This window comes from Polaromonas sp. P3_B4 (assembly GCF_056402835.1).
The window spans coordinates 547,817-560,475 of record NZ_JBFUGQ010000002.1 but is presented as its reverse complement, the minus strand read 5'-3'; the positions used below and the strand labels follow the sequence as shown (position 1 = coordinate 560,475).

10 protein-coding genes are annotated in these 12,659 nt (G+C 61.3%); all 10 read right to left on the bottom strand.

Going from position 1 to position 12,659, the window contains the following annotated elements; translation table 11 throughout:
- Positions 1–96: 96 nt before the first annotated feature.
- The 10 genes from nudB to AC1DVV_RS19350 all read right to left on the bottom strand — a co-directional run bounded on the left by nudB (position 97) and on the right by AC1DVV_RS19350 (position 12,466).
- Positions 97–543, bottom strand: a complete 447-nt coding sequence (nudB, locus tag AC1DVV_RS19395) for a dihydroneopterin triphosphate diphosphatase (protein ID WP_477701740.1) — start codon at positions 541–543, stop codon at positions 97–99.
- 132 nt (positions 544–675) lie between these two features.
- On the bottom strand, positions 676–2,481 hold the full coding sequence (gene aspS / locus AC1DVV_RS19390) for an aspartate--tRNA ligase (RefSeq protein WP_457279652.1): 1,806 nt from the start codon (positions 2,479–2,481) through the stop codon (positions 676–678).
- Between the two features lie 52 nt (positions 2,482–2,533).
- Positions 2,534–3,163, bottom strand: a complete 630-nt coding sequence (locus tag AC1DVV_RS19385; RefSeq protein ID WP_457279653.1) for a DUF502 domain-containing protein — start codon at positions 3,161–3,163, stop codon at positions 2,534–2,536.
- A complete protein-coding gene (locus AC1DVV_RS19380) occupies positions 3,163–3,537 on the bottom strand; it encodes an FmdB family zinc ribbon protein (protein ID WP_457279654.1) in 375 nt (124 codons plus the stop codon). The genes AC1DVV_RS19385 and AC1DVV_RS19380 overlap by 1 nt, the downstream gene beginning before the upstream one ends.
- A 126-nt stretch (positions 3,538–3,663) precedes the next feature.
- Positions 3,664–5,217: a ubiquinone biosynthesis regulatory protein kinase UbiB gene (ubiB, locus tag AC1DVV_RS19375; protein ID WP_457279655.1), complete on the bottom strand. Its 1,554-nt coding sequence runs from the start codon at positions 5,215–5,217 to the stop codon at positions 3,664–3,666.
- Entirely contained in the window at positions 5,214–5,849 is a 636-nt protein-coding gene (locus tag AC1DVV_RS19370; RefSeq protein ID WP_477666076.1) for a hypothetical protein, read from the bottom strand. Before AC1DVV_RS19370 ends, ubiB begins: the two co-directional genes overlap by 4 nt.
- Before the next feature lie 251 nt (positions 5,850–6,100).
- Entirely contained in the window at positions 6,101–7,090 is a 990-nt protein-coding gene (locus tag AC1DVV_RS19365) for a Tim44 domain-containing protein (RefSeq protein WP_477701738.1), read from the bottom strand.
- Between the two features lie 39 nt (positions 7,091–7,129).
- Complete coding sequence (ubiE, locus tag AC1DVV_RS19360) at positions 7,130–7,861, bottom strand: bifunctional demethylmenaquinone methyltransferase/2-methoxy-6-polyprenyl-1,4-benzoquinol methylase UbiE (protein ID WP_477666074.1); 732 nt, start codon at positions 7,859–7,861, stop codon at positions 7,130–7,132.
- Positions 7,862–8,018: 157 nt separating this feature from the next.
- Complete coding sequence (locus tag AC1DVV_RS19355; RefSeq protein ID WP_477666073.1) at positions 8,019–8,432, bottom strand: gamma-butyrobetaine hydroxylase family protein; 414 nt, start codon at positions 8,430–8,432, stop codon at positions 8,019–8,021.
- A 101-nt stretch (positions 8,433–8,533) separates the two neighbouring features.
- Entirely contained in the window at positions 8,534–12,466 is a 3,933-nt protein-coding gene (locus tag AC1DVV_RS19350) for a DUF3683 domain-containing protein (RefSeq protein ID WP_477701737.1), read from the bottom strand.
- Positions 12,467–12,659: the final 193 nt, after the last annotated feature.

The following is a 12,659-nucleotide window of genomic DNA, read 5'->3' as shown; positions in this document are numbered from 1 at the left end:
GCGGGAAGGTCCATTCCATTTGAACCGACTGGCCGATGTTTGCCAATCCAGTGAAACGCCAAACTCACAAAGTGTTGCGCCTGCGCGCTGCGCGGCTCAAGCCATGAATTTCGGCAGGAGGAGCACCGCTTCCGCATTTGAAGGGGAAAAACACAGGTCGGCAGCGGCGTAGTGCGGCAGCCATTGCCAGGCAGTGTGCTCCCTGGGGCTGAGCTTTACATCGCAGGCCTGGGGCAAGCACAGGCTGAAGACATGTTCGGTGTTGTGGGTGATGCCGGGCGCATACCTGGCGCGCCAGACTGGATAAATTTCGTAGACGTTGGACAGGCCCCAGTCGCGAAACTGGCCGGGCGCGGCTGCGATGCCGGTCTCTTCCAGCACCTCGCGCACCGCGGTCTGCAGCAAGGGCTCGCCCGCCATATCTTTGGAGCCTGTGATGCTCTGCCAGAAGCCCGGGTTGTCGGCGCGCTCGATCAGCAGCACGTCCAGCTGCGGTGTGTGAATGACGACCAGCACGGATTCGGGGATCTTGAAGGCTTTCAAGGTATCCCCTCGTCACTCAGATGCGTGCACTTGCTTGTGAGCGACAGGCTTTTCCGCCGGGCCGCCCCAAGGAAAAGAGCGCCCCCTCGGGGGGCAGGAAGCTACGCGCAGCGAGCGACCGTGGGGGCCACATTAAACTGGCTGTGGGTTGCGCAGGCGAATATGCAGTTCGCGCAGTTGTTTCTCGTCGACGGGGCTGGGCGCGTGCGTGAGCAGATCCTGCGCGCGCTGGGTTTTGGGAAATGCGATCACGTCGCGGATCGAGTCGGCGCCCGTCATCATGGTGACGATGCGATCCAGACCGAAGGCCAGGCCGCCGTGGGGGGGGGCACCGTACTGCAATGCGTCCAGCAGGAAACCGAACTTCTGCTGCGCTTCCTCCGGGCCGATCTTCAGGGCATTGAACACCTTGCTCTGCACGTCCGCCTGGTGGATACGGACCGAACCGCCGCCCAACTCCCAGCCATTGAGCACCATGTCATACGCTTTGGCAATACAGCGGCCCGGGTCGGTATCCATCCAGTCTTCGTGTCCGTCCTTGGGTGCGGTGAACGGGTGGTGCACCGCGCTCCAGCGCTGGCCTTCCTCGTCAAATTCGAACATCGGAAAATCAACCACCCACAGCGGCTTCCAGCCTTTGGTGAAGAGGCCGGTTTTCTTGCCGAACTCACTGTGACCGACTTTGAGGCGCAACGCGCCAATGCTGTCGTTGACGACTTTGGCCTTGTCGGCGCCGAAGAAAAGGATGTCGCCGTTCTGGGCCCCGGTGCGCTTGAGGATTTCCGCAATCGCCGCGTCATGGATGTTCTTGACGATGGGGCTTTGCAGGCCGTCACGGCCCTTGGTGATGTCATTGACCTTGATCCAGGCCAGGCCCTTGGCACCGTAGATCTTGACGAACTCGGTGTAGCCGTCGATCTCGCCGCGGCTCATTTCGGACCCGCCGGGAACGCGCAGGGCAACCACACGGCCGCCGGCAGTGGTGGCAGGCGTGCTGAAAACCTTGAAGTCCACCGTGGCCATGACTTCGGTGAGTTCCGTGAACTCCAGGTTCACGCGCAAATCAGGTTTGTCGGAACCGAAGCGGTGCATGGCTTCGCTGTAGGCCATCACCGGGAATTCGCCCAGGTCGGTGTTGAGCACGGTCTTGAAAATGTTGCTGATCATGCCCTGAAACAGGTCACGGATGTCCTGCTCGCCCATGAAGGACGTCTCGATATCGATCTGCGTGAATTCGGGCTGGCGGTCGGCACGCAGGTCTTCGTCACGGAAGCACTTGGTGATCTGGTAGTAGCGGTCAAAGCCCGCCACCATGAGCAGCTGCTTGAACAGCTGCGGGCTTTGCGGCAGCGCGAAGAACATGCCTTCGTTGACACGGCTGGGCACCAGGTAATCGCGCGCGCCTTCAGGCGTGCTCTTGGTCAGCATCGGGGTTTCGATGTCGATGAAGCCGTTGGCATCAAGGAACTTGCGCGTTTCCATGGCCACGCGGTAGCGCAGCATCAGGTTGTTCTGCATGTAGGGGCGGCGCAAATCCAGCACACGGTGCGTGAGGCGCGTCGTCTCCGACAGGTTGTCGTCGTCAAGCTGGAACGGCGGCGTCACGCTCGGGTTCAGCACGATCAGTTCGTGGCACAGCACCTCGACCTTGCCGCTTTTGAGGTTGTCGTTGGTCGTGCCTTCAGGGCGGGCCCGCACCACGCCTTTGACCTGCACGCAGAATTCGTTGCGCACGCCTTCAGCAGTTTTAAACATGTCGGCGCGGTCCGGGTCGCAGACCACCTGGACATAGCCTTCGCGGTCGCGCAGGTCGATGAAAATCACCCCGCCATGGTCGCGGCGGCGATTGACCCAGCCGCACAGGCTCACGGTTTGGCCCAGCAAGGCCTCGGTCACCAGACCGCAATAGTTCGAACGCATTTGGGAAACGATAGCCATAAAAAATCTCGGACTTTCAGCGCCTCGCGCGCAATGTTGCAATTTTCGCGGTTTACAGGGGAGGAGTCAGCGGCCGCGGTACAGGTTTGGAGGGCACCACGACGCCCATGGAAATCACGTAGGTCAAAGCCTCATCGACGCTCATCTGGAGCTCAATGCAGTCGCTTCTTTTCAGCATCACAAAATAGCCACCGGTGGGATTGGGCGTGGTGGGTACATAAACACTCAGGTAATCGCCCTGCAGGTGATTGACCACATCGCCGCCGGGCAGTCCCGTCAGAAAGCCGATGGTCCAGACACCTTCACGCGGCCACTGAACCAGCAAGGCCTTGCGAAAGGCATTGCCGTTTTCCGAAAACACCGTATCGGAGACCTGCTTTACGCTGGAATAGATGGATCGGACGATGGGAATGCGGCTCAGGAACGAGTTGCCCCAGCGGACCAGTTTCTTGCCGAAGAAATTGCTGGCAACCGCGCCCATCAGCAGCACGATCAGCAGCGTCAGCAACACGCCGAAACCGGGGATATGGAAACCCAGCAGCTTGTCGGGATGCCAGGCGCCGGGAAGAATCAGCAGCGTCTGGTCCAGCGTGCCGACGATCCAGTCGAGCACCCACAGCGTGATGGCCAGGGGCACCAGCACCAACAGTCCGGCCAGAAGCCATCGGCGGATCGAAGCCATCACGAGGAAGTCTTGGAAGAGGAGTCGCTGGCCGAAGTCTTGGCGGGCGCGGCCGGCGCGGGAGCGGGGGCTGCTGCGGTGCTTGCCGGCGCGGCTGCACCGGAATCGGCCGGCTTGCTGTCCGAACCGTTGCCGCTGGCAGTGCCGGCTTCGCCGCCGTCGGTCTTGGGTGCTGGCACACCCGTGCTGTTGCCGCCGCGGAAGTCCGTCACGTACCAGCCCGAGCCCTTGAGCTGGAAACCCGCCGCCGTGACCTGCTTTTTGAACGCGGGTTCGCCGCATTGCGGACACACCGAGAGGGGCGCATCGGAGATTTTTTGCAGAACGTCCTTGGCATGCCCACAGGACTCGCATTTATAGGCGTAGATTGGCATAGTGCTTAAGGCTTTGAGGGGCTGTCCCCGGGGTATTCCCGGGAATATCCCGGGGAATTTGCCTGGAAAAGGCTCCCAGATGCAAAGCCCTCAATTATAGGCCGTTGAGACCTTCCCCGGCCGGCCCTAAAACACCCGTACCCGCAGGACAACCTGCATGGCAATCAGCCCCAACACAAAGCCCAAACCGCCATAAATCAGGCTTTGCAGCAGCTTGTTGGTACGCTTTTGCTCATACAGCAGTTCCTCAAGCTCTCGTCGGTTGATTCCGGGGGGCGATTTCAGGTACTGGGACAGCAGGCGCGGCAAACCGGGGAGCAGCTTGGCATAAGCAGGCGCCTCCGCCTTGAGCTGCGCCAGCAATTTTTCCGGACCCACCTGTTCGAGCATCCATTTTTCGAGAAAGGGCTTGGCGGTGCTCCAAAGGTCCAGGTCAGGATCCAGCTCGCGGCCCAGGCCCTCGATGTTCAACAGGGTCTTTTGCAGCAGCACCAGCTGGGGCTGGATTTCGACATGGAAACGGCGCGAAGTCTGAAACAGCCGCATCAGCACCAGGCCCAGCGAAATTTCCCTGAGCGGCCGGTCGAAGTAGGGTTCGCAGCACGCGCGGATGGCGGCTTCCAGCTCGTCCACCCGAGTCTCGGGCGGAACCCAGCCGGATTCCAGATGCAACTCGGCCACCCGTTTGTAGTCGCGCTGGAAAAACGCGCTGAAATTCTGTGCGAGGTATTCCTTGTCGACCTCGGTCAGGGTGCCCACGATGCCGAAATCCAGCGAGATGTACCGACCGAATGTTTCCGGCGCCAGGCTGACCTGGATATTGCCGGGGTGCATGTCTGCATGGAAAAAACCGTCGCGGAACACCTGGGTGAAAAAAATGGTGACGCCGTCGCGCGCCAGTTTTTTCATGTCGACACCGGCATCGCGCAGGCGCTGGGCCTGGCTGATCGGAACGCCTTTCATGCGCTCCATCACCATGACGTCGGGCATGCAGAAGTCCCAGACCATTTCAGGGATCATCACCAGGTCGAGGTTTTGCATGTTGCGGCGCAGCTGGGCCGCATTGGCCGCCTCACGCAGCAGGTCCAGCTCGTCGTGCAGGTATTTATCGAACTCGGCCACCACCTCGCGGGGCTTGAGGCGTTTACCATCAGCAGACGCGCCTTCCACCCAGCCGGCCATCATGTGCATCAGCGCCAGGTCTTTCTCAATGGCAGGCAGCATGTTGGGCCGCAGCACCTTGACGGCCACTTCGCGGCCATTTGGCAAGGTGGCGAAATGCACCTGGGCAATCGAGGCGCTGGCTACGGGAATTTGTTCGAAGCTGGCAAAGATGCGGTCCAGCGGCCGGCCAAAGGCTTTTTCGATGATGGCGACGGCGACGGCGGACTCAAAAGGCGGCACCCGGTCCTGCAGGCGCGCAAGCTCGTCGGCGATGTCGGGCGGAAGCAGGTCGCGCCGGGTAGACATGACCTGGCCGAACTTGACAAAGATGGGGCCCAGGCTTTCAAGCGCTTCGCGCAGGCGCTCGCCACGCGGAGCCTTCAGGTTGCGGCCCAGCGAGACGATGCGGGTCAGCAAACGGATCCAGGGACGTTCGAAACTGGAGAGCACCAGCTCATCCAGGCCAAACCGGAGCACGGTCCAGACAATAAAAACACCTCTGAAGAGGCGACTCATGCAGCAGGTGCTTTCACTGGCTCGGCATCGCCGCCTGCCGCAGAAGGACCCGCCTTGGGCGCCGTTTCAGAAGGTTGGGCGCCGGAGGTTGCTGCCGCGGACGAAGGAGGAACCGACGCAAGAGGTGTACTTGCCAAAAATTGCTTGAGCCCGGCAAAGATTCGCCGCCCGGCATCGGCCACTGCATGCGCAGGAGCATCACCGATCAGCCGGGAAAGGTCCTCTTCGGCATCCCAGCGCAGGTTTTCAGCCAGCCAGCCCAGTTCGGCGGCCAGCTGCACATCACCCTCAATTTTCACCGGCGGCGGCTTGCCGGCCAGCACAGACTGCATCACGGTCAGCGGCGATTCAGTAGCCACAGCCAGCAACAGGTCCGGCTTGGCAGCGGGCTGGGCCCGGTCCACCAGGCCCGCGGGTGTCACCACCAGGTCAATCGCAAACAGGCCCCAGCGCAGATGCACCACGCGCCCCTTTTGCCGCAGCAGACGGTCCTGCGCCTGCTTTTCCTGCATCAGGACATGGTTCAGGAAGAGCACCAGCCGTTGCTGCCCCTCATCCACCACCCAGGCGGGCGGCTGAAAGCGGGTGGCAATGGATTCCAGAAAAGAAAATGGGGACGTCGTGGTATTCATACGTCCCCGATTTTGACAGCAATGTGGCCCCCACGGTCGCTCACTTCGTGTAGCTCCCTGCCCCCCGAGGGGGCCGCCCGCCTGCGGTCCGGCGAAGCCAGTCCCGCGGCTCATGCTGGCTTGAAGAATTCTTTGGGCACTACCACTGGAGGTATTTCACCAGCGGGGGCCGCGGAACCGGCTTTGCCGGGCCGCAGGCGCCGCCCCCTGAAAGGGGGGAACAGGCTACAAGAAGTGAGCCTGGACGGGGGTTATTGGAGAGCTTGCACGCCGGCGACCAGCCAGCCGCTGCCGCCGCTGCGTGGCTTGGTCATGTTCCAGACTTCGCGGAAGGGGCTGGCGCCTGCGGAGGCGTCTTCGCGGATCATGCCGGAAAACTCCACGCTGGCCATGTAGACATCGCTCAGTTCCTCGATGCCCAGCAATTGCGCATCCAGCATCACGACCTCGGTCTTGTTGACCACACCGCCGGTGTGTGACTCGCGGTCGGCGAGCTGGGTCTTGATCTGCTCGAGCATGTCGTCCGTCATCATGGCGCGCAGGTTCTGGATGTCGGAGCGATCCCAGGCATCCTGCAGCGTGACGAAGTTGGCCTTGCTGGCCTTGAGGAAGCCTTCGGCGTCAAAACCGGCCGGAACGCCCCAGGACTGCGCACCCAGCAAGGCCGAGCCGATCATGGAACCGCCTGCGGGCGCTGCCGCATCGTATTTGTTGGCATCAAAAGCCATGCTGCTGCGTTCCCAGGGGCGCGCGGATGCATCGTTGCCGACGTTCTCAGGGCTGTAGTTCTTGGGGGTGGTGGCGTTGCCCGCACCCTGGAAGGCAAAAGGCGCCTGCCCGGGCGCAGAGCCTTGCGCGCCAGCCGCTCCGCCCTTGAATTTGCGCATGATGAAGCCGATCACCAGCATGACCACCAGCGCCAGCAAGGCAAACATGATGATCTGGCCGAAGGCGCCGCCCAGGCCCAGCGATGAAGCCAGCCAGGCCAGGCCCAGACCTGCGGCCAGGCCGCCCAGCATGGCGCCCCAGGGTTTTTTGGGCGCAACAGGCGCCGGCGTTGCCGCAGGGGCCGCCGGTTTGGCGGCATTGGCGCCACCAGGCGCCGCCTCACGCTTGGTCACGTTGGACGACTGCTTGCCAAATGACGAACCACCGCCCAGTCGTTTGGCGTCAGCAGGCGCTCCCCCCAAAGTCAGGGTTAACGCAAGCGCTGCGGAAAAAATTGCCGACCAGATTTTCATATCGTCTCCTTGATCACGGTTTTGAGGCCGTTTGACTTTTCAACACTTGATTCCAACATGCAATGCCACAACTCCGCCTGTCATGTTGTGATAGTCCACATGGCCGAAACCACTTTTATGCATAAGGGCTTTCAGTTCGTCCTGGCCGGGGTGCATGCGAATTGATTCGGCGAGGTACTGGTAGCTTGAATCGTCATTGGCCACCAGCTTGCCCAACCGCGGCAACACCTTGAAGGAATACCAGTCGTAAATCTTTTCCAGCGGCTTGGCGACTTTGGAGAACTCCAGCACCAGCAGCTTGCCACCGGGCTTGAGCACGCGGTTCATCTCGCGCAGCGCATCTTCCTTGTGCGTCATGTTGCGCAGCCCGAAGGCGACCGTCACCACGTCGAAGCTCGCATCGGGAAACGGCAGATGTTCGGCGTCGCACACCAGGGTGGGCAAGCTGACACCAGCATCCAGCAGGCGGTTCCGGCCTTCGCGGAGCATCGCCTCGTTGATATCGGTATGCACCACGCGGCCCGTGCTGCCCACCTTGGGGGCAAAGGCCAGCGCCAGGTCACCCGTGCCGCCGGCGATGTCCAGCACCTGGTAGCCCTCTTTAACGTTGGCCACCAGCACCGTGTAGGCCTTCCACGCCCGATGCAGCCCCATCGACATCAGGTCGTTCATCACGTCGTACTTGGGCGCCACGGAGTCAAACACCCCGCGCACGCGGCGTGCCTTGTCTTGCTCGTCAACGGATTCAAAACCGAAATGGGTACTGCTCATACCATCAATGCTAGAGGGCAAAGGTGTAATTGCTCTCGACAACCCTGAGCTGACATGGGGCATTGCGGCTTATTGCCCGCTTTTATGCTGGAAAAACAACAGTGGCGCGAAATGCCCATTCGCCGCCGCGTCGCGGCCGCGCACCGCTCGCGCGGAATCAGTGGCTTGCACAGCCGTGGCCGCCGGGCGCGGCCATGGGTGCATCGCGCTCAACTCCGGCCGCCTGCAGGCGCCTCTGGTACTCGTCCCATAACTGGGCCTGGTCGGCGCCCAGTTTGTAGAGATAGTCCCACGAGAAGATTCCGCTCTCATGGCCATCGGAAAACACGGGCTTGACCGCGTAATTGCCAATAGGCTCAAGCTCAACCACATTCACTTCGCGCTTGCCAGTTTGCAAAATTTCCTGGCCAGGGCCATGGCCCTGCACCTCTGCCGAGGGCGAATAGACGCGCATGAGTTCAAACGGAATCCTGAACTCGGCGCCGTCGGAGAACGCGATTTCAAGAATGCGCGACTGGCTGTGAACCGTCAATGCGGTGGGCGTGGGTGAACCGGGTTGAAGGCCTGCCATGGGAAATCGCTTTCTGAAAAGAAAAGGCCGGACGCATCAGGCCTTCGTGAGGATTCGGCATTCTGGCAATAAGCCCGTTGACATCAAAGCCAGAAATTGCCCTAGACCAGCACCCGTTCGATGCCACCGTGGTTGGCCGCCTCCACATACGTGGGCAGCCACTCCTTGCCCAGGATCTGATTGGCCATTTCCACGACGATGTAATCCGCCTCGAGCAGGCCGTTTTGCAGATCGTTGCCGTAGCGCGAGAGCCCTTGCAGGCAACTCGGGCAGCTGGTGAGTATCTTGACGTTTCCCGCCTCGGCAACGGCACCCGCCTCGCGAAGCTGGGCTTCGCCCTTGCGCAGCTCTTCTTCCTTGCGAAAACGGATCTGCGTGGAAATGTCCGGCCGGGTAACGCCCAGCGTGCCCGACTCACCGCAGCAGCGGTCATTCTTGAGCACGTTGTCACCCAGCAGCGCCTTGACGGTCTTCATTGGCTCCTGCAGCTTCATCGGGCTGTGGCAGGGGTCGTGATAGAGGTAGCCAGCGCCGGGCTGGTCGGTGCGCAGGGTGATGCCTTTTTCAAGCAGGTATTCGTGGATGTCGATGATGCGGCAGCCCGGGAATATCTTGTCGAATTCGTAACCCTGCAGCTGGTCATAGCAGGTGCCGCAGCTCACCACCACCGTCTTGATATCCAGGTAGTTCAGCGTGTTGGCGACGCGGTGGAACAGCACCCGGTTGTCGGTGATGATTTTCTCGGCTTTGTCGAACTGGCCGCTGCCGCGCTGCGGATAACCGCAGCAGAGGTAACCCGGCGGCAGCACAGTTTGCACCCCCGCATGCCAGAGCATGGCCTGCGTCGCCAGGCCCACCTGGCTGAAAAGGCGCTCGGAGCCGCAGCCGGGGAAATAAAACACCGCCTCGGTTTCCGACGTGGTGCTCTTGGGGTTGCGAATGATCGGGACGTAGTCCTTGTCTTCGATGTCCAGCAGCGCACGTGCTGTCTTCTTGGGCAGGCCGCCCGGCATCTTCTTGTTGATGAAGTGGATCACCTGCTCTTTCACAGGCGCCTTGCCGACCGTGGCCGGCGGCAGCGCCGTCTGCTTGCGTGCCAGCCGGCGCATCAGGTCGTTGGCCAGGCGCTGGGCCTTGAAGCCCACGTCCACCATGGCGCTGCGCATGAACTTGATGGTCTGCGGGCTGGTGGCGTTCAGGAAGATCATGGCGGCAGCGTTGCCGGGCCGGAAAGACTTCTGCCCCATCTTGCGCAGCAGGTTGCGCATGTTCATGGAGACTTCGCCGAAATCGATGTCCACCGGGCAAGGCGTCAGGCACTTGTGGCACACGGTGCAGTGGTCGGCCACGTCTTCGAATTCTTCCCAGTGCTTGATGCTCACGCCGCGCCGGGTCTGCTCTTCATAAAGGAAAGCCTCCACCAGCAGCGAGGTGGCCAGAATTTTGTTGCGTGGGCTGTACAGCAGGTTAGCGCGCGGCACATGGGTGGCGCACACCGGTTTGCACTTGCCGCAACGCAAGCAATCCTTCACGCTGTCGGCAATGGCGCCGATGTCCGACTGCTGCATGATCAGCGACTCATGCCCCATCAAGCCGAAGCTGGGGGTATAGGCATTGGTCAAGTCGGCATGCAAGATCGGCTTAGCATCATTTTTGGACTGAAGACCGCTCCCCTCTTGCGCGAGCAGCTCCTGATTTCGTAGCAGCTTGCCTTTGTTGAAGCGCCCTTCCGGATCGACTTTTTGCTTGTATTCGGTAAAGGGCCGCAGCTCTTCGTCGGTCAGGAACTCCAGCTTGGTGATGCCAATGCCGTGTTCCCCGGAGATAACGCCGTCCAGCGAACGAGCCAGCACCATGATGCGCGCCACCGCCACATGCGCGGTCTGCAGCATCTCGTAGTCGTCGCTGTTGACGGGCAGGTTGGTGTGCACGTTACCGTCGCCGGCGTGCATGTGCAGCGCCGCCCAGACACGGCCCTTGAGCACACGCTTGTGGATGGCATTGCACTCCTCCAGGATGGGCAAAAACGCGCCGCCCGAGAAAATCGCCTGAAGCTGGGCCCGGATATCGGTTTTCCAGCTGGCGCGCAGCGAATGGTCTTGCAACTGCGGGAACATGGTCGCTACACCCGCCAGCCAGCCGGACCATAGCGCTCGTACCTCAGCTATCAGCGCCAGCGCCTGGCCCACACGGTCTTCCAGCAGTTCTGCCGAAGGAATATCGTTGGCATCGTCCGATTTGCCCAAAGGCAGGTTGCCCTTGAGGAAAAAAGCCTCCAGCTCGTCGCACAGCCGTATCTTGTTGGCCAGGCTGAGCTCGATATTGATCTGCTCGATGCCGTCGGTATATTCGGCCATGCGGGGCAGCGGAATCACCACGTCTTCATTGATCTTGAAGGCATTGGTGTGCTTGGAGATCGCGGCGGTGCGCTTGCGGTCCAGCCAGAATTTCTTGCGGGCGTCGGGGCTGATGGCGATAAAACCTTCGCCGTGGCGCGAGTTGGCAATGCGCACAACTTCCGAGGTGGCACGCGCCACCACATCGGCGTCGTCGCCGGCAATGTCGCCAAAGAGCACCATCTTCGGCAGGCCGCCGTGCTTTTTCGATTTGGTCGCATAGCCGACCGCCTTCAGGTAGCGGTCGTCCAGGTGTTCGAGCCCCGCCAGGATGGCGCCGCCGCGCTTTTGCTCGGCGAACATGAAATCCTTGATCTCGACGATGCTGGGCACCGCGTCCTTGGCATTGCCGAAAAATTCGAGGCAAACCGTGCGGGTATGTGCCGGCATGCGGTGCACGATCCAGCGCGCGCTGGTGATGAGACCGTCGCAGCCTTCTTTCTGGATACCCGGCAAGCCGCTCAGGAATTTGTCGGTGACATCTTTGCCCAGGCCTTCCTTGCGGAAAGTCTTGCCGGGAATATCCAGCCGCTCGGTGCGGATAGGCGTTTTGCCGTCGGCTTCGAAATACTGAAGATCGAAGCTGGCCATCTCGGCGTCGTGGATCTTGCCGAGGTTATGGCCCACGCGCGTGACTTCCAGCCACTCGGCCTGGGGCGTGACCATCCGCCAGGAAGCGAGGTTGTCCAGTGCGGTGCCCCACAGCACGGCCTTTTTGCCGCCTGCATTCATCGCGATGTTGCCGCCTATGCAGGAGGCTTCGGCAGAGGTCGGGTCGACCGCGAAGACGAAGCCGCCGCGCTCGGCCGCGTCGGCCACACGCTGGGTGACCACGCCGGCTTCAGTCCACACGGTAGCCACTGGCTTGTCAACGCCGGGCAACGAAACCATTTCGACCTCGGTCATGGCTTCGAGTTTTTCGGTATTGATGACAGCCGACTTCCAGGTCAACGGAATCGCCCCGCCGGTGTAGCCGGTGCCGCCACCACGCGGCACGATTGTCAGGCCAAGCTCGATACAGGCCTTGACCAGGCCGGCCATTTCGACTTCAGTGTCGGGCGTGAGCACCACAAAGGGGTATTCGACACGCCAGTCAGTCGCATCGGTGACATGTGACACCCGCGAGAGGCCGTCGAACTTGATGTTGTCTTTGAGCGTCAGCTTGCGCAGCTTGCGTTCCGTCAGGCGGCGAAGGTCGTACATCTCGCTGAAGGAGGTGTAGAAGCGGGCGACGGCGCCGCGAGCGGCGTCGAGCAGTTCGCCCACAATGGCGTCGCGCTGTTGATCTGCATCCGGGGTGCGGCGTTTTTCGACTTCAGTCAGCCGGTGCTGCAAGGCGTCGACCAGCAGCTTGCGCCGCTTGGGGTTGTCCAGCAGGTCGTCCTGCAAATAGGGGTTGCGCTGCACGACCCAGACATCGCCCAGCACTTCATACAGCATGCGCGCGGAGCGGCCGGTGCGGCGCTCGTCGCGCAGGCGGTTCAGCAAGTCCCAGGCACGCTCGCCGAGCAGGCGGATGACCACCTCCCGATCGGAAAACGAGGTGTAGTTATAGGGAATCTCGCGAATGCGGGCTTCGCCAGCCTTTGCGTCATCGGCAAAGACGTTCAATTCTTGGAGGGTAGTAGGGGCGTTCATCGTGAAAAGCCAGCGGCTTCGGACCCGTGTCCAGCGCTGTTGCCCTATATTACCGCAGCGCAACATTTACCCGTGGCGCCATGGAAGTCGTATGTGTCCTTATGGAAATCCCGCTTGTCGGGAAGCCCGCAAATCGATTAAATCGCTTGTCACAAACAGTTTTTACACTGTCCCGTTTAACGTGGCGCGCCCC

Excerpts from the sequence above, each read along its gene's own strand:
- aspS (WP_457279652.1), bottom strand. The coding sequence starts at position 2,481 with ATGGCTATCGTTTCCCAAATGCGTTCGAACTATTGCGGTCTGGTGACC.
- AC1DVV_RS19385 (WP_457279653.1), bottom strand. The coding sequence starts at position 3,163 with ATGGCTTCGATCCGCCGATGGCTTCTGGCCGGACTGTTGGTGCTGGTG.
- AC1DVV_RS19380 (WP_457279654.1), bottom strand. The coding sequence starts at position 3,537 with ATGCCAATCTACGCCTATAAATGCGAGTCCTGTGGGCATGCCAAGGAC.
- ubiB (WP_457279655.1), bottom strand. The coding sequence starts at position 5,217 with ATGAGTCGCCTCTTCAGAGGTGTTTTTATTGTCTGGACCGTGCTCCGG.
- AC1DVV_RS19370 (WP_477666076.1), bottom strand. The coding sequence starts at position 5,849 with ATGAATACCACGACGTCCCCATTTTCTTTTCTGGAATCCATTGCCACC.
- AC1DVV_RS19365 (WP_477701738.1), bottom strand. The coding sequence starts at position 7,090 with ATGAAAATCTGGTCGGCAATTTTTTCCGCAGCGCTTGCGTTAACCCTG.
- ubiE (WP_477666074.1), bottom strand. The coding sequence starts at position 7,861 with ATGAGCAGTACCCATTTCGGTTTTGAATCCGTTGACGAGCAAGACAAG.
- AC1DVV_RS19355 (WP_477666073.1), bottom strand. The coding sequence starts at position 8,432 with ATGGCAGGCCTTCAACCCGGTTCACCCACGCCCACCGCATTGACGGTT.
- AC1DVV_RS19350 (WP_477701737.1), bottom strand. The coding sequence starts at position 12,466 with ATGAACGCCCCTACTACCCTCCAAGAATTGAACGTCTTTGCCGATGAC.